The sequence below is a fragment of the Campylobacter concisus genome (assembly GCF_050447445.1).
GTDB classification, from domain to species: domain Bacteria; phylum Campylobacterota; class Campylobacteria; order Campylobacterales; family Campylobacteraceae; genus Campylobacter_A; species Campylobacter_A concisus_BI.
This window is the reverse complement of sequence record NZ_JALMFW010000001.1, coordinates 377,783-403,142: the sequence shown is the minus strand read 5'-3', so window position 1 is coordinate 403,142 and position 25,360 is coordinate 377,783. Positions and strand designations below refer to the sequence as shown.

20 protein-coding genes and 1 tRNA gene are annotated in these 25,360 nt (G+C 36.2%); 5 read left to right on the top strand and 16 right to left on the bottom strand.

The window, feature by feature from the left end; all coding sequences use genetic code 11:
* Window positions 1-3 precede the first annotated feature (3 nt).
* The 5 genes from MTT30_RS02090 to MTT30_RS02070 all read left to right on the top strand — a co-directional run bounded on the left by MTT30_RS02090 (window position 4) and on the right by MTT30_RS02070 (window position 3,739).
* Window positions 4-600 (top strand): TlpA family protein disulfide reductase, encoded by a 597-nt coding sequence (locus MTT30_RS02090; RefSeq protein WP_429800811.1) that lies wholly within the window; start codon window positions 4-6, stop codon window positions 598-600.
* A gap of 62 nt (window positions 601-662) precedes the next feature.
* Window positions 663-1,097: a flagellar basal body rod protein FlgB gene (gene flgB, locus MTT30_RS02085; RefSeq protein ID WP_429800810.1), complete on the top strand. Its 435-nt coding sequence runs from the start codon at window positions 663-665 to the stop codon at window positions 1,095-1,097.
* Between the two features lie 8 nt (window positions 1,098-1,105).
* Window positions 1,106-1,606 carry a flagellar basal body rod protein FlgC gene (gene flgC / locus MTT30_RS02080; RefSeq protein WP_054196420.1) on the top strand — a complete coding sequence of 167 codons (501 nt, stop codon included), beginning with the start codon at window positions 1,106-1,108 and terminating at the stop codon, window positions 1,604-1,606.
* Complete coding sequence (fliE, locus tag MTT30_RS02075) at window positions 1,606-1,899, top strand: flagellar hook-basal body complex protein FliE (RefSeq protein ID WP_054196419.1); 294 nt, start codon at window positions 1,606-1,608, stop codon at window positions 1,897-1,899. Before flgC ends, fliE begins: the two co-directional genes overlap by 1 nt.
* A gap of 7 nt (window positions 1,900-1,906) precedes the next feature.
* The gene (locus MTT30_RS02070; RefSeq protein WP_072594993.1) at window positions 1,907-3,739 is read left to right on the top strand and encodes a peptidoglycan D,D-transpeptidase FtsI family protein; all 1,833 of its coding nucleotides are present in this window, start codon (window positions 1,907-1,909) and stop codon (window positions 3,737-3,739) included.
* Window positions 3,740-3,851: 112 nt separating this feature from the next.
* On the opposite strand, the gene MTT30_RS02065 is transcribed toward MTT30_RS02070, so the two are convergent.
* The 16 genes from MTT30_RS02065 to rpoB form a co-directional block, all read right to left on the bottom strand.
* Window positions 3,852-4,352, bottom strand: a complete 501-nt coding sequence (locus MTT30_RS02065) for a hypothetical protein (RefSeq protein ID WP_429800809.1) — start codon at window positions 4,350-4,352, stop codon at window positions 3,852-3,854.
* Window positions 4,353-4,406: 54 nt separating this feature from the next.
* Window positions 4,407-4,838, bottom strand: coding sequence for a fatty-acid--CoA ligase (locus MTT30_RS02060; RefSeq protein ID WP_429800808.1), 432 nt, complete (start codon window positions 4,836-4,838; stop codon window positions 4,407-4,409).
* Window positions 4,839-7,934, bottom strand: a complete 3,096-nt coding sequence (gene ccsA / locus MTT30_RS02055) for a cytochrome c biogenesis protein CcsA (RefSeq protein ID WP_429800807.1) — start codon at window positions 7,932-7,934, stop codon at window positions 4,839-4,841.
* Between the two features lie 45 nt (window positions 7,935-7,979).
* Window positions 7,980-8,537 carry a c-type cytochrome gene (locus tag MTT30_RS02050; protein WP_429800806.1) on the bottom strand — a complete coding sequence of 186 codons (558 nt, stop codon included), beginning with the start codon at window positions 8,535-8,537 and terminating at the stop codon, window positions 7,980-7,982.
* Window positions 8,538-8,629: 92 nt separating this feature from the next.
* On the bottom strand, window positions 8,630-9,904 hold the full coding sequence (locus MTT30_RS02045; RefSeq protein WP_429800805.1) for a major outer membrane protein: 1,275 nt from the start codon (window positions 9,902-9,904) through the stop codon (window positions 8,630-8,632).
* Between the two features lie 255 nt (window positions 9,905-10,159).
* Complete coding sequence (locus MTT30_RS02040) at window positions 10,160-10,597, bottom strand: hypothetical protein (protein ID WP_429800804.1); 438 nt, start codon at window positions 10,595-10,597, stop codon at window positions 10,160-10,162.
* Between the two features lie 133 nt (window positions 10,598-10,730).
* Window positions 10,731-11,318 carry a hydrogenase-4 component G gene (locus MTT30_RS02035; protein ID WP_429800803.1) on the bottom strand — a complete coding sequence of 196 codons (588 nt, stop codon included), beginning with the start codon at window positions 11,316-11,318 and terminating at the stop codon, window positions 10,731-10,733.
* Between the two features lie 82 nt (window positions 11,319-11,400).
* On the bottom strand, window positions 11,401-11,835 hold the full coding sequence (locus MTT30_RS02030) for a Dps family protein (RefSeq protein WP_429800802.1): 435 nt from the start codon (window positions 11,833-11,835) through the stop codon (window positions 11,401-11,403).
* 154 nt (window positions 11,836-11,989) lie between these two features.
* Entirely contained in the window at window positions 11,990-12,367 is a 378-nt protein-coding gene (locus tag MTT30_RS02025) for a rhodanese-like domain-containing protein (RefSeq protein WP_021090898.1), read from the bottom strand.
* 404 nt (window positions 12,368-12,771) lie between these two features.
* Window positions 12,772-12,848: transfer RNA gene (locus tag MTT30_RS02020), tRNA-Arg, on the bottom strand.
* 79 nt (window positions 12,849-12,927) lie between these two features.
* Window positions 12,928-15,006: an elongation factor G gene (gene fusA / locus MTT30_RS02015; RefSeq protein ID WP_103624494.1), complete on the bottom strand. Its 2,079-nt coding sequence runs from the start codon at window positions 15,004-15,006 to the stop codon at window positions 12,928-12,930.
* A gap of 12 nt (window positions 15,007-15,018) precedes the next feature.
* Window positions 15,019-15,489 (bottom strand): 30S ribosomal protein S7, encoded by a 471-nt coding sequence (gene rpsG, locus MTT30_RS02010; RefSeq protein ID WP_021090980.1) that lies wholly within the window; start codon window positions 15,487-15,489, stop codon window positions 15,019-15,021.
* 77 nt (window positions 15,490-15,566) lie between these two features.
* A complete protein-coding gene (rpsL, locus tag MTT30_RS02005; RefSeq protein ID WP_021090705.1) occupies window positions 15,567-15,965 on the bottom strand; it encodes a 30S ribosomal protein S12 in 399 nt (132 codons plus the stop codon).
* Between the two features lie 131 nt (window positions 15,966-16,096).
* Window positions 16,097-16,486, bottom strand: coding sequence for a DoxX family protein (locus tag MTT30_RS02000; protein WP_054196410.1), 390 nt, complete (start codon window positions 16,484-16,486; stop codon window positions 16,097-16,099).
* 120 nt (window positions 16,487-16,606) lie between these two features.
* Complete coding sequence (rpoC, locus tag MTT30_RS01995) at window positions 16,607-21,121, bottom strand: DNA-directed RNA polymerase subunit beta' (RefSeq protein ID WP_021091033.1); 4,515 nt, start codon at window positions 21,119-21,121, stop codon at window positions 16,607-16,609.
* The gene (gene rpoB, locus MTT30_RS01990) at window positions 21,108-25,253 is read right to left on the bottom strand and encodes a DNA-directed RNA polymerase subunit beta (RefSeq protein ID WP_107686545.1); all 4,146 of its coding nucleotides are present in this window, start codon (window positions 25,251-25,253) and stop codon (window positions 21,108-21,110) included. The genes rpoC and rpoB overlap by 14 nt, the downstream gene beginning before the upstream one ends.
* Window positions 25,254-25,360: the final 107 nt, after the last annotated feature.

The following is a 25,360-nucleotide window of genomic DNA, read 5'->3' as shown; positions in this document are numbered from 1 at the left end:
AAGATGAAAAATTTACTTGTTTTAATAATCGCTTTATTTTCTTTTTTTGGTTGTGGAGAAGATGAGGAGAGTAGTGTAAATTTTAAAGAATTTAGTCCAAATGAAGAGGTTAAGCTCGTAGATGTGAGCGGCAAGGAGCTTACTTTAGTTAGAAAAGATCACGGCTTTGCTATCAAAAATGATGAAAATAAGGTTTTAATGATCGATATTTTTGGTACATTTTGCCCCCCTTGTCAAAAAGAGGCAGCTGAGCTTACAAAATATCAGCTTGAAAACAAAGATAAATTTACACTAATTGGACTAACTCACTTTGAAAATATCACAAATGAGTATGTTTTGCACGAATTTATGCAAAAATTTAACGCCTATTATTTCATAACAAACGATCAAAAGATAAATGACAGACTTGCCGAGCAAATCGTAAGAGACATCGAATACAAACACGAGATCGCACTACCTTTTAAGGTCGTGATAAAAAATGGCGAATATCAAATTTTAACAGACGTAGATAGCGGACAATACGGGGTAAAATACTATCTTGGTGGTATAAAAGTCACAAAAATGAAAGAAGATCTGGTAAAAATTTATGAGACAAAATAAATTTGCCCTATATTTGGAACATCGTTTGCTTATAAAAATATGAAATTTCATAAGGATTTTAAATGTTTGTTTTAGATAAATCAAAATCTAGCCCACTTGTTGAATCAGCTCTTGCAAGCAGAGAACTACGCCAAAAACTAATCTCTGGCAATCTTGCAAACGTTGATACACCATTTTATAAAGCTAGAGATATAAGATTTGAAGATGTTTTAAAAGAAAAAGCAAATGAAATTTATAACACTTCAAGCCAAAAAAAACTACAACTTGCTAAGACAAACGAAGCGCATATGGCTGCAGTTGATTTTCCAAAAAGCGACACAGCTCAAATTTTCTTGCGTGATGGTCATATGGCTAGAAATGACGCAAATACAGTCGACCTTGACGTGGAAACAACAGAAATGGGCAAAAATACAGTTATGATAAACGCCCTTGATAACGCCTACAAGGCTCAAAGCAATATCTTTAAAAGCGTAATAGACGCAAGTGCTAAGAACTAGGAGAGATGATGTCATACTTAAATGATTTTGATATTAGTGGATACGGACTAAGCGCACAACGTTTCAGAATGAACGTCATCAGCTCAAATATAGCAAACGCTCAAACTACAAGAACGGCCGAAGGTGGGCCATATAGAAGACAAGAGGTCATCTTTAAAGAGATGAATTTTGATAAAATTTTAAACGATCAGCTTAAAAGCTCACAAAGTCTACTCGAGTATGAAAATCCGCTTGACGATCCAAGCTCACCAAGAAACGCTCACCCTGCCCTAACTAGTGTGATCGTAGATAAAGTGGTGCGCGACGATAAGGACTTTCAGCTAAAATATGACCCAAGTCATCCAGACGCAAATGCAAATGGCTACGTCGCATTTCCAAATATAAATCCAGTCATCGAGATGTCTGACCTGCTTGAAGCAACAAGGGCATACCAAGCAAACGTGGCAGCCTTTCAAAACGCAAAAACAATAGCACAAAGTGCGATATCACTTATTTCAGGACAAGCATAATGATAAATAGTATAAATTTAGACAAAATAAATAAAAATGAAAATTCAAATAAAATAGCAAAAGCAGGCGAACAAGGCGGCTTCGAAAATGCTTTAAACGACTCTTTAAAAGAGCTAAATAAAGTCCAAATCAACGCTGATAAAGCCATAGCTGATCTTGCAACTGGCGAGGTAAAAGATCTTCACCAAGCTGCTATTGCGATAGGTAAAGCAGAGACTAGCATGAAGCTTATGCTAGAAATTCGCAACAAAGCACTAAGTGCTTATAAAGAAATTTCTAGAACACAAATTTAAGTCATTAATGAATTCCAGAAAATCAAAAATAACCATACTTTTTTTATTAATTACTTTTGGAATTTCAATATTTGTGCTTGTCATATTTTATAGAGCAAGTATCGAGCGAAAGCTTCCTAGGCTTCAAACAAGCGATATAAACACAGCAATTCGTGGCAATATAATCACAAAAGATGGCTTTAGCATCTCTTCAAGCCAAAAACTCTACAAAGTGATGCTTGATACTAGAAACATTGATCCTAATAAAAAAGAGATGTTCATTAAATTATATTCGCTTTACAGCGGCGACGATCCAAACAAAGTAAGAAAGATTATAAATGGTACAAAAGGCATCGTTACACTCTCATATAGTATTGATGCAAAGGGTGCTACCTACCTTCAAGAGCTCTCAAGAAAGCTAAATCGCAAGAGCATTTTGGTTTCATACCTTGATCCAAAAACAGGACTTGCTTCATTTCAGGGCATGAGAGTAATGGAGAGCGGACAAAATCGTAAATTTATGTCAAAAGACGCCCTCACACCAGCTATTGGCTACGTGAGCAAAACTGAAAGTGACGCACTTACAAAAAGTAAAGGCGTAAAAGGTCTTGAGAGATATTATGAAGATTATTTAGCTCCGATACAAAATGCAAAAATTTTAGGGCCTCGCGATATTGGAAATAATATCATTTTAACAAGCGACTCAAATTTAGCAACAAGAGTAGATGGCTACAATGCAGTACTTTCTATACCGCTTAAATTTCAAACCAAACTAGAGCAAATTTTAGATGAAAAGCGTGAATTTCTAGATGCAAAAGAGCTAGTCATCTGTATAATGAATAGCAAAAATGGAGAAATTTTAGCCCTAGCTTCTAGCTCAAGATATGATCCTTCAAATATAAGAAAGCAAGATTATAGCGCTCTAAATTCGACCGTTAGCGAATATGCTTATGAAGTTGGCTCGGTTTTTAAACCATTTATATTTTCCATCTTGCTTCAAGAGAAGAAAGTAAATCCATTTGAGCTTGTAAATACCTATAATGGCCGATACCAACTCGGCAAAAGGATAATCAAAGATACCCATCCGGAGCCTTTTATGAGTGCTGAAGATATAATCGTGCACAGTTCAAACATCGGCATGATTCAGCTTGTTGAACGTTTAAATGGGCCACAAATTTATCAAGGACTTTTAAATTTTGGCTTTTCAAGAAAGACTGGCATAGATCTGCCTTACGAGCAAGTAGGCATGATGCCAACAGTTACAAAGCTAAACTCATCGACATATAAGGCGACTGTGAGCTACGGATACGGCTTGCAAGCTACATTTATGCAGCTTTTAAAAGCCTATAATACATTTAATAATAAAGGCATTGAAGTTACTCCTCACATGGTTGCCTACTTAGAGAGAAATGGAAAAAGATACGATTTGCCAAAGTCCGAGCCAGCTCAAGTTATATCACAAGAAACCGCAAAGATAATGAAGAGAATTTTAATAAAAACGGTTGAGAAAGGTACTGGGCTAAAAGCCTTTACGCCAGGGCTTGAGATAGGTGGTAAGACCGGAACTGCACACATTGCTTCAGGTAGTGGTGGATACAGCAATACCTATAATGGCTCATTTTTTGGCTTTGTAAACGACACAAGAGGTAATAGCTACACAATAGGCGTTTTAGCAAGGGATCCTAAAAGGCCTTACTACTACTTCGGTGCTCAAAGTGCCTTGCCTATGTTTAAAAAAGCAGTTGATCTGATGGTTGAGGATGGATATTTATTTCCTGATGCAAATGTAATAGCTGAGTTTGAAGCCAAAAAAGATAAGCTTAAAAACGATAAGACAAAACAAAAGCCTGCTTTGGACTAAAATTTTAAAAACAAAAAAGACCTAAAAACCAAACAAAAACTAAATGTAAAAATTTCTCTTACTTTTTGGCGTTTTCTCTAATTGCAAAACCTTTAATGCTCTTAAAATACTTTTAACTTCTAATAGCAATTAAATTATAAATAGAAAATCTAAACTGATCAAAAAGATTTAAGCCTCTCATATTTTTAGAGGTTACCTCTTTGTCATCTTTGTAGTTTTTTCCGCCTAAAAAGAGCAGATAAATAAGCGGCATAACATAATTAAATCTTAAGAAAAGTGCTACGATACAATGAAAAAAGCCATAGTTATATCTGATACAAACATAAAAGGCATAAATTATATAGGCTATCATTAAAATTAAAAAAGCATAGAATACAAAGCTTAAACCAGCATAATCTGAAATATTTAAAAAGCTGCAAACAAAAATAAAAGTACCTACCAAAGTAGGCAATATAATAATTGGAAAAATTAGATGAAGTCCAATTAGATCAAATTTACTCGCATAAACCTTTATGTTATATCTACCTGCAGGAATTATCGAAAATATAGGCAATACGATTGAAAAGAAAATAAGAAATATCACGTACATAGAATCAATATCATAAGAACTCATTTTTATCCCAAGCTTAATTTTAAGATATTTTAACTACACTTTTTTTGAATAAAATTATCTACGATTTTTGCGATTTTCTATGCCAATTTTCTCACTCTCTTCTATCTCGACAATATAGCTTGGATTTTTCTTTTTAGCCTCTTTGTCTAAAAAACTAATGAGCTTAGCATCAGAATTTTTATGAGAGCAGATTAAAATTATGAAATTTATATAGTTATTTGCTTCTTTTGGCATGATTTGGTTATTTTTGGCTGGTATACTAAAATTTCCTACAAAGATTTGAATAAGTTCGAAAAGCTCGTTTTTACTTAGATTATTATCACCGGCAAGCTTTTCAAGCTTTTCGATCGTTATCTCTTCTTTTTCTAATGCAAGGTCCTTTGTTTCGATGCTATAATCCCTATTTCTTAAAAGTATATAGATTAACACACAAATTGCAATTAATAGCAATACAACAAAGAAAACTATTAGACCTTTTATTAGCATCTAAAGCCTTGAGCAAAGTGATCGCTTTGTAAATGCTAAAGCACTCATAAGCACCATTATTACGATACTAATCCAGACAAAATCAGGCACTGGCAATGGATCGCCAGCTGCATATGAGTGCATGCCAGCTAAATAAAAATTTACACCAAAATAAGTCATAATAATCGACCAATAGGCAAAGAACGAAGCAACTGCAAACGCATATTGATTGTTTAGCTTTGGAATAAATCTTATATGAAGAACTGCGGCATAAACAAGTATCGAAACTAGCGCCCAAGTCTCCTTGCTGTCCCAGCCCCAATATCTGCCCCAACTCTCGTTCGCCCAAACACCGCCTAGGAAATTTCCAAGAGTAAGCAAGCTAAGTCCTAGTATCATAGCCATCTCATTTATACGGGTAGCTTCGAGGATATTGCGAGAAATTTCTGGATTTGGCTTTTTCTTATTTTGTAAAATGATAAGCAATAGCGTGAAGCCACCAAGTAATGCGCAAAGCCCTAAAAATCCATAACTTGCAGTAATGACAGAAACATGTATTGTTAGCCAGTAGCTTTGAAGCACTGGCACAAGTGTAGTGATCTGCGGATCCATCCAGCTAAGGTGCGCAACAAATAATGTAACGCCAGCCAATATAGACGTAAGAGCAAGAGCGATAGGGCTACGTTTTGCAAAGACGATACCAGAAAATCCCAGAGCCCAAGCGATATAGACCATCGATTCATAAGCGTTACTCCAAGGCGCATGCTCAGCAATGTACCAACGAAGTCCAAGTCCGACAGTATGAGCAAGAAAAGCTAGTAAATTTACAATGTATACAACTCTTACAATACCATTTATCTGAACTTTTGGAGCTAGCATTTTGACAAAAACAAAAAATAAAAGTGCAAGGCCAGCCAAAAGATAAACCGGCGTCAATCGTTCAAAAATTTGAATTTTATTAAACAAAATTTCTATATTTATCTTTTCTTCACTTGGCATTACAGCAGAACCGTACTTTTGCTGATAGGCTGAAATTTTATCAAGTGTGGCATCAGCCTTACTCCAATCATTATCTTTTGTTGCTGCATCAACTGCTGCAAAATACTCTCTCATCATATTAATGACTAGATCGGCCTCCTTAGGCGGAAAATACATCATTGCACTAGCAGGTGAATACCAAGAGTTTGATGGGTCATCTTGCTTTGGAAAAATTTTAAAAATTTCACCAATAAATATCATATAAAAAACGTTCAATCTCTCATCGATCTTGATCACGTCTTTATCAAAGGTATTGCGTGATCCAGGGTGCTTGCGATTAGCAATTTCAGCAAATTTTGTGAGTTTATATTCACTTCCGCCATCTTTTGTAGCTCTAAAAAAATCATTAAAACTTGCATATTTTGCATTTTCATCTATGCCAAGCTCTTTTTTTAGCTCCTTACTTTGTCCAAGTGAGATAATTTTTTCACTTCGCCAAAAATCAGGCGTTACCATTATTGAAAGCATCGCTTGATTCGAGTTTAGGCTGTTTATATTCTCGCTTCTATGTATTTTATTTAAAATTTCTTTGCTAAGAGTGTCAAATGGCTTCATTCTACCATCTGAGCTTTGTACAATAAGCCTAGAAAGCTTTTGTGTGTGCTCTTTGCTGATATTAGGAAAAAAGTCTTCAGCCTTTAATGAGCTAAAATTTAAACTTAAAAGCATAATGGTAATGATAGCAACAACCTTTTTACCACCCTTTGTTGATTCATTGTCTATTAACTTAGCTAGTTTTCTAAAACGGCTACCAGGATTTATAACATTTAGCACAAAGCCAAGCCCAAGCAAAAAGTAGCCGATATAAGTTGGTATCTTGCCTGGATCTTTATTGACAGAGAGAATGGTTCCTTTTTCATCTGTATCGTATGAACTTTGGAAAAATCTATAGCCATCATAGTCAAGCACGTGATTCATATAAATTTTATAGTCAAGCCCCGACATGTTTGTATCATCTTTTACAATAACTTCACTTGAGTAGCTCATAGGCGAATTTGAGCCAGGATATCTTTTAAGCTCAAAGTCTTTTAAGTATAAGCTAAACGGAAGTTTAACTTGCTGTGCGCCCCATGAAGCGTTAAATTTTTGTCCAGCCACAGCTAAGCGTGAAGGCTCTGTTAAGTTATAAAAAATATGCATCTCTTTACTCTCGCCTTTATAATTTAATTCAGCTATCAAGGCGTTAAATTCGCTATCTTTTGTACTAACTAGCTTTCTTGAAGCATGAGCTGAAACTAATCTTGGAGCAAAATTTATATTTGAAATAGTATAAAGACTACCCATGCCAAATTCATTTACGCTACCAGCTTTTAACTCAGTTTTTGAGCTATCACTCATTGTAAATTTTGAAAGATCGGTATTTGAAGTAACTGTGAAATTTCCGTCCACTAATTTAAAAAGTACATATTTTTTGCTCTCGTCTGGCTTAGCATTAAAGATAAAACTAATATCTGCAACCCTTGCTTCCTCTTCTTCTAACAAGAAAATTTCTTCACTTTCACTCTCGTTTGAAACCACAAATTCCACTACTGGTTGCCCGTTTTTATCATCCACAAACTTATAGCTTGCATTTGGCACAAATTCTTTAAATTTTAAATTAGCTTCATTGTCTACTATTTTTAGCTTTAAATCAAAACCTTTTTTTGCATCAGAAAGCCCTAGTGGTAAAGCAGCGTTTATCTCTTCTCCATTATCGTTTAATGCGGTTAAATTTAAATAGGATATTTTTGTCGTAACGATATTTGACTGAGTTTTTTCTCTTATATGCATATCGGCCTCAAAGCCAAGATATCTTGTTATTCCAGCGCCGATTAAGATAACGATAAAACCAAGATGGAAGATAAGCGAAGGGAGTTTTTTTGGATCGATTAAGTTATATCTAAAGATATTATAGGTCAAATTTATGCCAAGAAGTAGTTGAATGAGAGCGAACCAGCTGGCACCATAAACATAGTACCATGCAGCTTCTGTACTAGTTTTACTTTCTATTATCGTAGCGGCTCCACTAGCTATGGCAAAGATTATCATCAAAATGATAGCCGAGCCCATACTTAAAAATAATGATTTTGGATTTAACATCTGCTTCCTTTTATTTACATTATGACAAAGCTATCAAAGTGAAACTTATCTTAAATAACTGCCTTGCTTTGTTTGAGTAGAGACTGGCTTGTTCTCATTCGTATCTTGTTCAGTAAATGCATCTTTACCTTTTAGATAGGCGAGAATCGCGCCAAGATCATTATTTGAAAGAATTTTAGCTTGGTTTTGCATTACATTTTTACCGCTTCCACCGAAACTTGAGTCACTTCTATAAGAGATGATGCTATCTTCAATATCTTTAGCATCCATATTTTTTAGAGGTATTGAACCAAATGGCCTTTTATCAGCATTCTCGCCATGACAGCTAGCACATTGCTTTTCATAAAGCTCCTTACCCAAAGAAACACTATATCTACCCTTTCTATCAACGCCTAATTTTAAAATTCTATTATCTTTATAGCGTCTTGGATCTTCATCGACATAAACATTTACTTTTTCATTTCTATCATTAGCCTGCTTTTTTGCCATTTCAGCAAGTTCTTTACCAAACTCACCACGAGCTTCTATATAGTAGACTTGTGAAGCTGCAAAGGCATTCGCCACCAAAAAACACGCCAAAAAAGAAATTTTAATACTTTTCATAACTTTCCTTGAAATTTTGCTCTAAATTTAAAAAACCCGGATCAGATTGCTCCGACCCGGGATTATATCATAAGTTGATTAATGAGCTACGATTAGAATGAGTATTTAGCTTCAAATCTGAATTGATCTTCTTTGTTTTTAGCCTCATCAGCAAATTTTGAAGTTTTGAATGCATAGTATGAGCTAAATGTTAGCTTTTTGCTGTACTCATATGCAAATCTTGGGGTAACCTCTTCAACTTTTTCTTTGCCATTTTCGCCAGCAGCTGCAGCGTGTTTAATGTGGCCTTTTATGTAATCAACACCAACTGTAAATTTATCAAATGTATATCCAGCTGTAGCATATACTAAGTTAGCTTTACCATCAGCCCATGTTGGATCAAGTGTAAGCTCACCCACATCTATTAGGCTACCTTTATCTTCAAAAACAAATGATGTTACACCTTTATCTTGAACTTTCCAACCCATATAGCCTAATCTAGCATCAAGACCAAATAGTGAAGCTGTAAGTTCTCCAGCATAAAAGTTACCATCATTGTAGTTTGCAACACCATTAGATGCAGCTATTCTTTCAGATAGGTGTGATTTTGCGCTTACGTCTACTGTGCTATTAACATAGTTGATTCTACCACCTAAGCTAACATTATCATTTATAGCAAAGTTTGCAGTTACATCAGCTGCAAGTAGATCAGCTAGATTTGTTAGGCTAGCATACCATAGTTGGAAATTGATAGGATCATATGAACCAGCGATGCCAGCTGCATATAGATTACCTGCATCATAATCATTTAAATAATTTGTAATTTCATACAACTTGCCATCACTTTCAACACTATCACCCTCAATTGCGTCAAAAGCTAGAGCTGTTAGAGTAAGTCCTTCGATATCTTCATTCACTACTCTTACACCGGTACCAATAGCATCATCTGTAAAGAATGAGCCAATCTCTTGTTTGCCAGCTGTTATAGTAGTGTTTCCAGCTTTATAACCAAGATAGAACTGATGAACTCTAAATGGCTCAGTTGTATTAGTTTTATCTGTGCCAATTTCTTGACTACCTTGATCGTTCTGAGTATTATCACCAGAATTATCAGTAGCGTTATATCTTAAACCAATAACGCCAAAGAAGTTATCATCAATAGCAGCTTTAAAATTTGCTACTGCTTTAAATTGATGACCGGCTTTTGAGCCAGATTCTGATTTTGTATTAGAAAACTCACCGTGTTTTTTATCATTTGTATATCTATATCTTGCAAATCCTGAAAGATCTACATTTTTTATAGCTTCTTCAAGTGGAGTAGCACTTGCTACGCTTGAAAATGCACCTAAAGCAACCAAAGCGGCTAAACTAATTTTTGTTAGTTTCATTTTTTCTCCTTTTAAGGTTTTGTGCTGACGATTATAATCAATAAAATTTAACATGAAGCTTAAAATTTTTAATTTCAGTTACCGATCGTTTACCGAAATTAATCAAAAATAGGCAAAAGTTGATAATTTTAAATAAAACAAGGACAAAATTTTAAATGAGTAAAAAGAAAAAGGGGCTGTTATTTCGCCCCTTAAAAGGAGTTCTAGTTTTGATTGCTGTTGAAATTATATAAGCAAGCAGTAAATCAACGGTAATTAAAAAGAAATTTTTTCCTCTTTTGGCACTTCGATATTTGTTTTTACATTTTTTCTTTTAATAATCACATCATTTTGTGGCTTTTTTATACCATTATATAAGCCACGAGAGCCGCCCTCTTTTATAAGAAGCATATCTATAAGTTTATCTGCATAAAAGGTCGCATAGACTAAGTCGCCTTTATCATAATAGTATCTATTTGCACAAAAATTTGCTTTATTAAGTTTATGGTTTTTTGTATCGCTCGCCACTATTTCATAGCAGTATTTTGAATCTTTATAAGTAACTTCTTTTATAAAACCTTTGATTGAGCTTTTTACTGGCGTATTTTGCATGATCTGTCTTGGTTGTTTTCTGACTGGTGGGTTGTCCTCAAAAAATGAGCAACCCAAAAACATGATAGTGGTTACCAGTGGAAGTAAAATTTTAGCTTTCATCTCTTCTCCTTAGTGTAAAACGGCGAAGTATAGCTTTTAAGATTAAATAAATTTTGTGGGAAATTAAAGGCTTGTATTTAAATTTATATACACGATCATACAAATTTATCTTAGGCGAGCCTACCTAAGATAGTTAAGCTGAAACATTTAAAACGTTGCCGCCAAGCTCGGCGATCTTTTTATCAAGTGTCTCAAGGGTCTTTTCAATAGTCTTTTGAGAAATTTCAGGAAGCTCACCTCCCCAAATTTTCTTCGCATCCTCAAAACCCTTTGCCACACCCTCTCTACCAGCTTTTAGTTTTTCCACGTCATCGCCTGCACCATTTAGCACAAAACTAGCTATCCTATCAGCCGTATTTGCGATACCAAAAAATCCATTCTCGCTGATAAGATCATTTGCCTCGTCACTACTTAGCTCGTTTAAAGATTTACCGTTATAGCCGATATTTGCAAGATCAAGTCCTGATAAAATTTCTGATAAATTTTTAGGCGCATTAAAGCTTAAGCCGCTTTGGGCTAGTAAATTTGAACTACTACTTTTAACGATATCTTTTTGATACTGCAAAAAGTAGCTATTTGAAATGTCTTTGGCTGTTAAATTTGTAATTTCAGACTCTTTTTTAGAGATATTCTTTTCATCTTTATGAAGCGAAATTTCTGATTTTACATTTTCTTTTATACTTGAACTATTATATGAGTTTGCGATTTGATAAATTTTCATTTTGGCTCCTTAAAATTTATAGAATCAATATCGCCAAAAAGTAGAATTTATTTAGATAAAGCGGGGAAACTCCCGCTAGTAGTTATTTGCTAAGTGTTGCGTTTAGCATCCAGATTGCTTTTTCAAATTTTGCGATTTGATCTTGTGCATACATTTGAGTTGTTGTATCGCCTTCTGCAAGCTCGTCAAGCTTTTTAAACTCGCCCAAAAGGTGCTTGTAATCAGCCAAAACAATATCCAAAACTTCAGTTGGAGTGTAGCTCTCTTTTGGCTCATGCTTGATGTGAGCGACTTTTGCTAGCTCCTCAGCCTTTGCGATAGGTCTGCCGCCAAGCATAAGAGCTCTTTCTGCAACTGCATCAAATATCTCACTCATATCTTCATAAGCTTTTTCTGTGTATTCATGGACGCTAAAAAATTGAATACCTTTTACATTCCAGTGAAGATCGTGAAATTTAATGTAAAGCGCATTCGCATCAGCCTGAATTGTGTTTAACTGTAAAATAACTTTTGACATTTTTGTCTCCTTTTTTATTGTTTAAATGTGATGAAATTATATGTAGTTAGAGTTAATCACTGGTTAATCAAATAATAAAATTTATTATTTAGTATAAATTTTGACTACAAAATAAATTTATCTTGTAGTCAAATATAGAATCACAAAAATTTATCTATTTTTTATAAGGCGTAGTTTTATAGCCTTGTTCGATCAAGCTACTCATACCTCCATCTAAATTTATTATCTTAAGATCTGAGCTATCTATCGCTGCGGCTGCTGCCGTACTTCTTCTGCCACTTCTGCAAACAAGAGCAATAGGTTTTTTGATATCAACTGCCTTTGAAAGCTCCTCTAAAAATGCACTCTTATCGTTTGGATTAAAAGTTATAGTCTTTGCACCTGCGATAACGCCGGTCTCTTGCCACTCAGATGGAGTTCTTATATCAATAATCTGATCATATTTTTTGATCTCATCTGGGCTTATATTAACGGTTTTAACATCAGCTGACAACATACAACAAACAGCTCCTAAAAGTAAAATTTTTTTCATCTACTCTCCTTAAATAAATTTTTGAAATGTTAGCACGAATTATTAAATATATAAAAATTTTTGTTGATAAAATTTATTAGTTTAGATAAAAATTAATGATATAATGTGTTGATAAAAAACTAAATCTACTACGAATGCATATATAGATAAACCGACTAGATTGATGAAAATATAGTCATTTACCATTACGCTTTTTATAAAATTTTCTTTGATATTAGTGATCTTGTTTGCATATAACTTATAATCTTTTTTATAAAGTCCATTCTTTGTATTTTTTTCTTTTACTCTATTTGCTGATCAGCATAAGAATATTTTTTATAAATTGTTATATCTTGTTGTACGTTTTAGTATATTTAAAAAACACTTGTTTGAGCACTTTGTATTTTACAAAGGCGATTGTATGATGGTGTCCCCAACAGGGTTCGAACCTGTGGCCTTAGAATTAGGAATTCTACGCTCTATCCAGCTGAGCTATGAGGACAATTCATGTATTTTGTAGATAGATTTTATCAGAATAAATAATTTTTGAAGGACAGATTACTCTGCCCTTCTTTGGTTAATTAGCCATTTCTTTTTTTAATAATCTCATCACTTACGTTTTTAGGAACTTCTTCGTAGTGATCGAATTCCATTGAATAAGTTGCACGGCCTTGAGTCATCGAGCGAAGATCTGTTGAATAGCCAAACATTTGAGCTAATGGACAATAAGCTGCAATGATCTTCACACCATTTCTATCATCCATTGAATTTACTTGACCACGGCGTTTATTAAGGTCGCCTATAACATCACCCATATACTCTTCTGGAGTTTCTACTTCAACCTTCATCATAGGCTCAAGAATAACAGCACCTGCTTTTCTAGCACCTTCCTTAAAGCCCATTGAAGCAGCAAGCTTAAATGCCATTTCAGACGAGTCAACTTCATGGTAGCTACCATCAAATAGTGTGACTTTAACGTCTTCAACTGGGTAACCAGCAAGAACACCACTTTGAAGTGCCTCTTTACAACCTTTTTCAACAGCTGGAATATATTCTTTTGGAACAACACCACCTTTGATATCATTAACAAACTCAAATCCACTAGCAGCTGGAAGCGGTTCAATACGTAAAAATACGTGACCATATTGACCACGACCGCCTGATTGTTTAGCATACTTATACTCTTGTTCAACTGTCTTACGAATAGTTTCACGATAAGCAACTTGTGGTTGTCCAACTTCAGCATCAACTTTAAATTCACGAAGCATACGATCAACTATAATCTCTAAGTGAAGTTCACCCATACCGCTAATAATAGTTTGACCACTCTCTTCGTCTGTGCTAACTCTAAAACTTGGATCTTCTTGAGCTAGTTTTTGAAGCGCTATTGCCATTTTTTCCTGGTCTGCTTTTGTTTTTGGCTCAACTGCAACACTAATAACTGGTTCTGGAAAGTCCATTCTTTCAAGGATAACTTTATCTTTTTCACTAGCTAGAGTATCACCTGTCAGAGTGTTTTTTAGACCAACAACAGCGCCGATCTCACCAGCGAAAAGCTCAGTAATCTCTTCACGTTTATTTGAGTGCATTTTTAGCAAGCGACCGATTCTCTCTTTACTATCTTGAACGGTATTATAAGCATAGCTACCACTTTCCAAGCTTCCTCTATAAACACGAATAAATGTTAGCTGTCCGACAAATGGGTCAGTCATAATCTTAAATGCAAGAGCTGCAAATTCACCATTATCAGTACTTTCAACAGTTACTTCGGTACCATCTTCATATACACCCTTAATAGCTTCAATTTCATCTGGAGCTGGCAAGTAGTCAACAACAGCATCAAGTAGAGGTTGAATTCCTTTGTTTTTAAACGCAGTTCCACAAAGCATAGGCGTGATAGTCATTCTCAAGCAGCCTGCTTTTATGCCTTTTTTGATCTCTTCTTCACTTAGATCTTCACCAGCAAAAAATTTCTCCATCAAGCTATCATCTGTCTCTGAAACTGCTTCGATTAGTTTTGCACGGTATTCCTCTGCTTTATCTTTAACTTCAGCTGGAATTTCTTCTTCAACATAGTCAGTTGGCTTTTTCTCATCATTCCAAACGTAAGCTTTCATTCTTACAAGGTCAACCACACCTCTAAAGTTATCCTCGGCACCTATAGGAATTTGAATAGGAATTGGGTTTGCTTTTAGTCTTTCCCTAATCTGCTCTTCAACTCTAAAGAAATTTGCACCAATTCTGTCCATTTTATTAACAAAAACGATTCTTGGTACGTGATATTTATTTGCTTGTCTCCAAACAGTCTCAGACTGTGGCTGAACACCACCAACAGAACAAAATACTGAAACAGCACCGTCAAGAACACGCATAGAACGCTCAACTTCGATAGTAAAGTCAACGTGTCCCGGAGTATCTATTAGGTTTATTTGATAACCCTTCCAAAACGCCGTAGTTGCAGCTGAAGTAATAGTAATACCACGCTCTTTTTCTTGTTCCATCCAGTCCATGGTAGCAGCACCATCATGAACCTCACCTATTTTATGGCTCATGCCAGTAAAGAATAAAATTCTCTCACTAGTAGTTGTCTTTCCAGCATCAATGTGAGCCGCGATACCGATATTTCTTACCTTATGTAAAGGCGTTTTTCTCTCTGCCATATTAATTCTTTCTTACCAGCGGTAGTGAGCAAATGCTTTATTAGCCTCTGCCATTTTATAAGTATCTTCCTTCTTCTTGAAAGATGCACCTTTTGAGTTTGCCGCATCTAAGAGCTCATTCGCTAGTTTATCTATCATAGTTCTTTCGCTTCTCTTTCTAGCGTAAGTTATAAGCCAGCGAATAGCAAGAGCTTGTTGGCGAGCTGGGCGAACCTCAACTGGTACTTGATAAGTAGCACCACCAACACGGCGTGATTTAACTTCTAAAATAGGTTTTACATTTTCAATAGCATCGTTAAAAACGTCGATGCCTTTAACCTCAGCATTTTTCTTTTCTATGGCTTTAATAGCACCATACATTATCTCAGTAGCGACGCTTTTTTTTCCATCATACATAAGAGAATTAATAAATTTAGTGATTATTTTATTTCCGTAAATCGGATCAGGTAAGACTTCCCTTACAGGGGCTTTTCTTCTTCTCATTTTGATCTTTCCTTCAAATTTTTATGAAATTTTACTCAAACGTTTGCAAATTTTAGCAACGTCTGCGAACCTAAATTTTACTTTTTTGTTGCAGCTGCAGCGCCAGCTTTAGGGCGTTTAGCACCATATTTAGAACGAGAAACTGTTCTCTTTGCAACACCAGCAGTATCAAGTGCACCACGAACGATGTGATATTTAACACCTGGTAAGTCTTTAACCCTACCACCGCGAACTAAAACGATACTGTGTTCTTGTAGGTTGTGACCTTCACCGCCGATATAGCTGATGACTTCAAAACCACTTGTTAGCCTAACTTTGGCAACTTTCCTCAAAGCTGAGTTTGGTTTTTTAGGAGTTGTAGTATAAACCCTAGTGCAAACTCCTCTTCTTTGAGGACACTCTTTTAACGCTGGAGATTTTGACTTAACAGTCACTTTCTTGCGTTCTTTTCTGACCAATTGATTTATGGTTGGCACAATAATTCCTTTCAACTAAATTTATTAAAAAGACCTAATTTTATTTAAAATAAACTTAAATAACGGTTAATAAGTTAGACTTACTCATCTAATTCTTGATTTTATAAAAACTCTGCTGTCTTTATTTTGTATTAGTCTTGCTTGACAGCATATTTGCCGCTACCTATCAAAAGAATACAAAGTGAAATAGCAATATAAAGGTAAATAAGCTCTGATTTAAAGCCATTAACCTCGTTTAATGCAAATAAATTTGCAAATCCATAGTACGAGTATAAAATAGTAATACTAGTACCTAAAACTAGGATAGCTCCTACCCTTGAGTAAAAACCAATAATTAACATAATGGGCGCTAAAACTTCTCCAAGGTAAGAAAAATATGCCAAAAATCCAGGCAAACCAGCATTTACCAATATACCTTTTACCCCACTAAGTCCATGTAAAATTTTACCAAAACCATGCATAAAAAGGCAGATACCAAGTCCTAAACGTATAAATAAAAGTCCAAGATCAATGTTTTTCATAAATTCTCCATGATGTGATTTAAAGATAAGGATTTTATTAGGTGATAGTTAATAGCTTGTAAATTTTTAATTGACTTAATTTTATAAAGAGGTTAAGCCCCAAAATAGGGGCTTGAAGTATTAGTTTTCTTTGATTTTTACTTTTTTATCCTTATAAAAACCAGTTCCAACCGGAATCATACGTCCTAGGATAACGTTCTCTTTTAGATCTTCAAGATAGTCAAATTTAGCAGCGATAGATGCTTCTGTTAAGACTTTAGTTGTCTCTTGGAACGATGCAGCAGAGATCACACTATCACTTCCGATAGCCGCTCTTGTAACACCAAGAAGGATCGGCTCAGCAATAGCTGGCTCACCACCCATGTTCATGATACGCTCGTTCTCTTCTTTAAATTTGTTTCTTGAGACCATATCGCCAACTATGAAATTTGTATTTCCACTATCAACGATTTTAACCTGGCGAAGCATTTGAGAGACGATGATCTCGATATGTTTATCTGCGATCGCAACACCTTGGCGACGATAAACTTGTTGAATCTCGCTAATCAAATAATAATGAAGCGCTTTTTCGCCAAGAATTCTTAAAATATCGTGGCTTGAGATTAGTCCATCAGTTAGTTTCTCGCCAGCGTGGACAAATTCCCCATCTCTTACTTGGATCTGACGACTTTTCTCGATCAAATACTCAGCAGTTGTGCCATCTTCAGCTTGGATGATTATGCGCTCTTTTGAGCGAAGTGGCTTGTCAAATCTAACCACACCATCAATCTCTGCAACGATAGCTGTATTTTTAGGGCGTCTTGCTTCAAATAGCTCACTAACTCTTGGAAGACCGCCGGTAATATCTTTTGACTTAGCGACAGCTTTTGGGGTCTTGGCCAAAATATCAGCCTGAGCTACTTCATCACCGCTTGAGACAAAGATCGCAGTTTTTGGATCAAGCGGATACTTAATTAAATTTCCTTTTTTAGTAGCGATAATAATCGCAGGTTTTACACCACTTGGCAAATACTCATTGATAACAAGACGTCTTTGTCCAGTTGCCTCATCTGCTTGCTCAGTCGCACTATATCCTGGCTCAATATCTTCAAAGCTAACCACGCCAGCTTCTTCAGCAATAGTTGGAGTTGAGTATGGGTCCCACTCAGCAATAATCAACTTATCATCTTTTTCAGGCAATGAGACTACTGTCGCTCTCTCAACTGCATCATTATCAGAAACTTGAATGATAGAATTTCTTGGGATATAATGGCGAACTGCTTCACGTCCATCTTTATCAGAAACAACTACAAAGAAACCTTTTTCAGTTACCTTGTGACCTTTTTTGATATCTTTAACCCTATCAAGATAATCACCCTTTAATATGAAAAATTTAACCACACCATTTGCGTCAGCTAAAATTTTACGAGTTACAGGATCTCCGTCTGAAATTTTAAGTTCACTAGCGTATGGGATACGATTTGGAATATTCCAACCCTCTTTTATGATCTCAACGATACTTTCATTCTCTTTTACTTTATCGCCACTTACATAAGGTATATACATCTTTCCTTCGATCTTTCCGCTAACACCAGCTAATTCATTTGGCTTAGCAAGATCGTTTCTTCTAATTGTATATTTAACCTCTTCTTTTTTACCTTTTATCACGATATTTACATCTTCGTGGGCATATTCGATCTCTATTTTGCCATCAATCGTTGATTTAATCTTTGGTTCAACAAGTAGCACAGCTGCGCTTCTTCTATTTGCAACGATCTTCTTATCACCGTTATCATAAGTATTAAGGTTGTAATATCTGATAAAACCTTCTTTTTGGGCGATTACTTGACGATCTTGTTGCTCAGTAGAAGCCGTACCACCGATGTGGAATGTTCTTAGCGTTAGCTGTGTACCTGGCTCACCGATAGATTGAGCTGAAATGATACCAACTGCTTCACCTGGTTTTACAAGTTTGCCCTCACCCAAATTTAAGCCGTAGCATTTTGCACAAACGCCTTTAGGTGCTTTGCAAGTAATAGGCGTTCTAATGCTCACTGATTTTATGCCAGCCTCAGTTATAGCTCTAGCTTTTTCTTCATCAAGTAGAGTACCTTCACTAAATAAAATTTCATTTGTTATAGGATCAATCACATCATCCGCTAAAACACGGCCCAATACTCTTTCTTCAAGGCTTTCGATTAGCTCGCCGCTCTCTGTAATATCTGTGATCTCAACGCCCTCGTGCGTACCGCAGTCATGCATTGTAACCTTAACGTTTTGAGCTACGTCGATTAGTTTTCTTGTTAGGTAACCAGCGTTGGCAGTTTTTAGCGCAGTATCTGCAAGACCCTTTCTAGCTCCGTGGGTAGAGTTAAAGTACTCCATTATGTTTAGACCCTCACGGAAGTTTGAAATGATCGGTGTTTCGATAATCGAACCGTCAGGTTTTGCCATAAGACCACGCATACCAGCTAGCTGACGAATTTGCGCTGCACTACCTCTAGCGCCTGAGTCTGCCATCATGTAAATTGAGTTAAATCCGCCTTTATCATTTTGGATAAGCTTCATCATCTCACTTGCAACGCTGTTGTTTGTATCTGTCCAGATATCGATGATCTTGTTGTATCTCTCACTATCTGTTAAAAGACCAGCGCCGTATTGCTTTTGAATTTCGCGAACTTTTTTCTTAGCTTCGTCGATATATTTTTGCTTGCTATCTGGCACGATGATATCTGCGATAGAGATAGAAATTCCCGCTTTTGTAGCATATCTAAAGCCTAAATTTTTAAGCTTATCAAGGAAGTCAGCCGTTACTTCAAGACCACCATTTCTATAAACATAATCAACCAAATTTGCAATATCTTTTTTCTTCATGATCTTATTCCACATATTTTCAGGAACAAAATCAGGAAGTATGGCTCTTAAAATCAAGCGACCAGCCGTCGTAAAGATGATCTTATTATCAACCATTGTCTTGATTTTAGCATGAAGACCAAGAGTATTAGCCTCTTCAGCGATCATTACTTCATCAACGCTTGAGAAAATTTTATTTGCGCCTTTTTCGTCATTTCTCTCTAGGCTTAAATAATAAATTCCTAAAACCATATCTTGTGAAGGAACTGTGATAGCCTTACCGCTTGCAGGAAGCAAGATGTTCATTGAGCTAAGCATTAAAATTTTGCACTCAGCGATAGCCTCTTGTGATAGTGGCACGTGAACAGCCATTTGGTCACCGTCAAAGTCTGCGTTGAACGCCGCACAAACTAGTGGGTGAAGTTGGATAGCCTTGCCCTCAACAAGCACTGGATGAAATGCCTGGATAGAAAGCTTGTGAAGTGTTGGAGCACGGTTTAACATAACTGGATAGTCTTTGACGACCTCTTCTAGGCACTCCCAAACCTCATTTGTCTTATCTTCTATCATCTTTTTAGCTTGCTTAACAGTTGTCGCATAGCCTTTTTCTTCAAGGCGAGCAAGCAAATGTGGTTTAAATAGCTCTAGAGCCATCTTCTTTGGAAGACCACACTGATCCATTTTTAGCTTTGGACCAACAACGATAACAGAACGTCCAGAGAAGTCAACACGCTTACCTAGCAAATTCTGACGGAATCGGCCTTGCTTACCTTTGATGATCTCGCTTAGTGATTTTAGTGGGCGCTTATTTGCACCTTTTACTGCATTTGCTCTGCGGCCATTATCAAATAGCGCATCAACAGCTTCTTGAAGCATTCTCTTTTCATTTCTGATAATGATCTCAGGTGCGTCAAGCTCAAGTAGACGTTTTAGACGGCTATTTCTGTTTATTACGCGGCGATATAGGTCGTTTACGTCTGAAACAGCAAATTTACCACCATCAAGGCTGACTAGCGGTCTAAGATCAGGTGGAAGAACTGGTAAATTTGTTATCATCATCCACTCTGGGCGGTTACCTGAATTTAAAAAGCTCTCGATAACTTTTAGGCGTTTTACGATAGTCTTTTTCTTGGCCTCAGAATTTGTAGACTCCATCTCTTCTTTTAGTTGATTTAAAATTTCCATCAAATCAAGCTCAGCTAGCATGTCATAGATGACCTCACCACCCATTCTAGCTGTAAAGCCAGTCTCTTCATATCTTGAAGCTAGGCTTTGATATTGCTCTTCATTTAAAACGTCGTATTTTTCAACTTTTTTAGAATTTTCATTGTCGTAATAAGCCTCGCCAGCATTATCAACAATGTATGCCTCATAGTAAAGTACGCGCTCAAGATCCTTCATCTTAATACCAAGAAGTGCACCAATACGGCTTGGCAAGAAATTTACATACCAGATGTGAGCCACTGGAGTTACAAGCTCAATGTGACCCATGCGAGAGCGGCGAACCTTAGATGTTGTTACTTCAACGCCGCACTTTTCGCACTTGATGCCTTTATAACGCATCTTTTTATATTTGCCACAAAGGCACTCGTAATCACGGATCGGTCCAAAAATTTTCGCACAAAACAAGCCGTCACGCTCAGGTTTTAGTGTACGATAGTTGATAGTTTCTGGTTTTTTAACTTCGCCATAACTCCAAGATTTTATCTTCTCAGGACTTGCTAAACGAAGTTGAAAAGCTTCAAAATCACGAGGTCTATGCTCTTCTTTTATCTCAACTGGTTTTAAATTAGTTAGTTTCATTTGTCTCATCCTCATCATATACTTCTACATCAAGAGCTAGTGATTTTAGCTCGTTTGTTAGAACAAAGAACGTCTCAGGGATACCAGTCTCAGGAACGTTTTCACCTCTTGTTAAAGCTTTGTAAGCAGAAAGTCTTCCCTCAACATCATCTGATTTTACAGTTAGCATCTCTCTTAGTGTATGAGCGGCACCATAAGCCTCAAGTGCCCAAACCTCCATCTCACCAAACCTTTGACCACCAAATAGCGCCTTACCGCCGACAGGTTGCTGTGTAACAAGGCTATATGGTCCAGTACTTCTTGCGTGAACTTTTTCATCGACCAAGTGGTGAAGTTTTAGCATATACATACAACCAACATTAACGCGTTCTCTTATCTTTGAGCCTGTGCGTCCGTCATATAGTTCAGTTTTACCGTCGCTATCTATCTTTGCCATCTCAAATAATTTTGCAAATTCGTCAGCCTTAACGCCTTCAAAAATCGGAGTCGCAAATCTTACGCCATTACTCCAATCTTTTGCGTACTCAAGAAGCTTCTCATCGCTCATCTTACCAAGAGCTTTTTTAGCGTCCATTAGCTTAGCAACACCTGCTATCTCTATCATCTTAGCTCTTAGCTCTTTTATCCACTCGCCTTTTTTGGTCTCAAAAATTTCATTGATCTGCTCGCCTAAGCGGTAGCCAACAAGACCAAGGTGGCTCTCTAAAATTTGACCGATGTTCATACGGCTTGGAACACCAAGTGGGTTTAGCACGATGTCTACGATCTGACCACTTGGAAGATAAGGCATATCTACTTCTCTAACTATATTTGAAACGATACCTTTGTTACCGTGACGTCCAGCCATCTTATCGCCGACTTTTAGTTTGCGTTTTGTAGCTATATAAACCTTTACAAGTTTTACAACGCCACTTGGTAAAATGTCATCTTTTTCTAAAATTTCTATCTTAGCATCATGCTCTTCTTTGAGCTTTTTCTTCTCATTTTGAAAGTAATTTTTTAGCTCGTCATATTTCTTTTGAATATCTTTTGAAAAGCTTTTAACGATAGCATTTAGAGTAAACCTATTTATATTTTCAAGATCGGCCTTATTGATCTTTGAGCCCTTTTTATACTCTTTTTTATTTACCTCTTGATCACTTGCTAGTGGATTTTTAGAAAGAAGTGCTGTAACTTTTAGCATCTCTTCGCGGTCTAGCATAAGTAGTCTATCGTGATGTTCTTTTTCTAAAAGAGTCTTCTCTTCTTCGTAAGCTTTATTTGTTCTGCTATCTTTTTCATAACCTTTTTTGGTGAAAATTTTAACATCAACAACCACGCCTTCCATCGAAGCTGAAGCGTAGAGCGATTTATTTACCACGTGGCCAGCCTTTTCACCAAAGATCGCACGTAATAGTCTTTCTTCTGGAGTTGGTTTAACTTCGCCTTTTGGAGATACTTTGCCAACAAGGATCATACCAGGCTTAATCTCTGTACCAATTTTGACAATACCACTCTCATCAAGGTGCATAAGCTCCTCTTCTTTGACATTTGGTATATCTTTTGTTATCTCTTCAACGCCATCTTTTAGCTCACGAGCTTCGATCTCTTTTTCATAAATATGAACGCTCGTAAAGGCATCTTCACGTATCATTTTTTCGCTAATGACGATCGCGTCCTCGTAGTTGTAGCCATTCCAAGGCATAAATGCAATTAGTGCATTTTTACCGATAGCTAGCTCGCCTTTTTCCATACTTGGGCCGTCAGCAATTATTTGACCGGCAACGATCTCATCGCCTTTTTTAACTATCGGATGTTGAGAAAAAGTCGTATTTTGGTTTGTTCTTAAATTTTTCTCCAAAGAGTAATGATCGATATATGGACCAGCTTCGTCTTCGCCTAAAATGAATATATTTTTATTATCAACCTTTTCAACCACACCACTACGTTTTGCTTTTACACTTTCCCATGCATCTCTTGCGATAACGCTCTCCATACCTGTTCCAACAATAGGAGCAGTTGAGCGAAGTAGTGGCACTGCCTGACGTTGCATATTTGAACCCATGAGAGCACGGTTAGCATCATCATGCTCTAGGAATGGAATAAGTGAAGCCGCAACACCAGCTATCATACCAGAACAAAGGTCGATCAAAGTAACATCTTCTCTACGGGCAAGCATCATCTCGCCATCTTTTCTAACCTCAATCAAGTCCTCAACGATGTGTCCATTTTCATCAAGCTTAGTTGATGCTGGAGCTATAACATTGCCCTCTTCTTGAGTTGCAGTTAAATAAACTATCTCATCAGTCACTTTACCATCTATAACTTTTTTGTAAGGTGCTTCAACAAAGCCAAGATCATTCACTTTTGCATAGGTTGAAAGCGTATTGATAAGACCAATATTTTGACCTTCAGGAGTCTCAACCGGACAAATTCTACCGTAGTGGGTTGGGTGAACATCACGCACCTCAAAGCCAGCACGCTCTTTTACTAAGCCACCCTCGCCAAGTGCAGATAGACGGCGCTTGTGAGTAACCTCACTAAGCGGGTTTGTCTGATCCATAAACTGGCTTAACTGCCCGCCTGTGAAAAATTCCATAATCGTAGCAGTAATCATTTTTGGATTAATAAGGTCGTATGGCATAATCTCTTCAGTATTATTGCTTAAGCTTGTAAATTTATCGCGAATTGCCTTTTGCATCTTTACGAAACCAAGGTGAAGTTCGCTAGCAAGTAGCTCACCGATTGACCTTATACGGCGATTACCAAGGTGGTCGCGGTCATCAATGTGACCTTGTCCGTTTTTAACTTTTATAAGATATTTTGCAGTTTTTATGATATCTTCACTTGTTAGCAAAGTAACATACTCTGGCACATCAAGCGAGAGCTTATGATTCATTTTCATACGACCAACTTTTGTTAAATCATATCTCTCAGGGTTAAATAGCATATCATTTACAAAACTCTTTGCGGCCTCTTTTACAACTGGCTCTCCTGGTCTCATAACCTTATAAATTCTAATAGCCGCAAGATCGTTTTCGTCATCCACGCCCTCAGTTTGTTTTAAAACCTTAAGCATATCGTTGTCAGCTATGAAAGAATTTATAATCGCATCATCAACACCAGCAGCAGAGTTATTTATAATCTCAATACTTTCATGTTCAGCTAAAATTTTTGCAAGTTTATTCTCGTCAAGAGCAGATAATGTATCATATAAAATTTCTCCACTCTCTGTATTTATTACAGGATTTGCCAAATATCTACCGATAAGTGCTTCAACTGGGTATTCAACAAATTTTACGCCATCTTCAATTAACTTATCAGCTTTTTTCTTAGTAAGACGTTTACCTGCTTGGTGAAGAATTTCTCCATCTTCGTTTTTTATATCATATTCAACTCTTCCCAAATAATCTTCAGGATTAAAAAGAGTTAAGAATTTGTTATTTTTAATAATTAAATTTTGTATCGGATAAAACAACTTAATAATATCTTGTTTTTTATATCCAAGCGCCCTAAATAATATAGTTACTGGTACTTTTCTGCGTTTATTTATCCTAACATATAAAATATCTTTTGTATCATATTCAAAATGTAGCCAAGAGCCACGGTCTGGTATTATTTGAGCTGTATAAATTAATTTATTTGCAACAGTCGCACTCTCTTCTTGTTTAAAAATAACACCTGGACTTCTATGGAGTTGATTTACAACAACACGCTCAACACCATTTATAATAAATGAAATCCTATCAGTCATTAGTGGAATTTCACGTATAAAAATTTCTTGTTCTTTTATATCTTTAACACCAACTTTATCACCTGTCTTATCATCTTTCTCATGAACGATAAGACGTATTTTCATCTTTAAATTTACAGAGTATGTAAGACCTCTTTCTATACACTCTCTAATTGTATATTTTGGTTTTCCAATTTCTGAGCCAACATATTCTAAAGTCAAACGATTTTGCGGATCATGTATTGGGAAGATTGATTTGAAAACTTTTTCTATACCGCTTTCTGTTTGATTGTTATTTAGATTTAAAAAATTATCAAAGCTCTTTTTTTGTAGTTGTAGTAGGTTCGGAACGTCTATCTCCTTAACGACATTAGAAAAGTCAACCCTAAGACGATTTCCTGAGTATAAGCTATTTAACATTGCATCTACCTCGTGGTAATTTTGAAAGAAAAGTATAGCCTTTTAACAAGGCATCTAAAATTTAAAAAAGAGAGAGCCTTTGCCCTCTCTTGAAATATTAAGCTCAA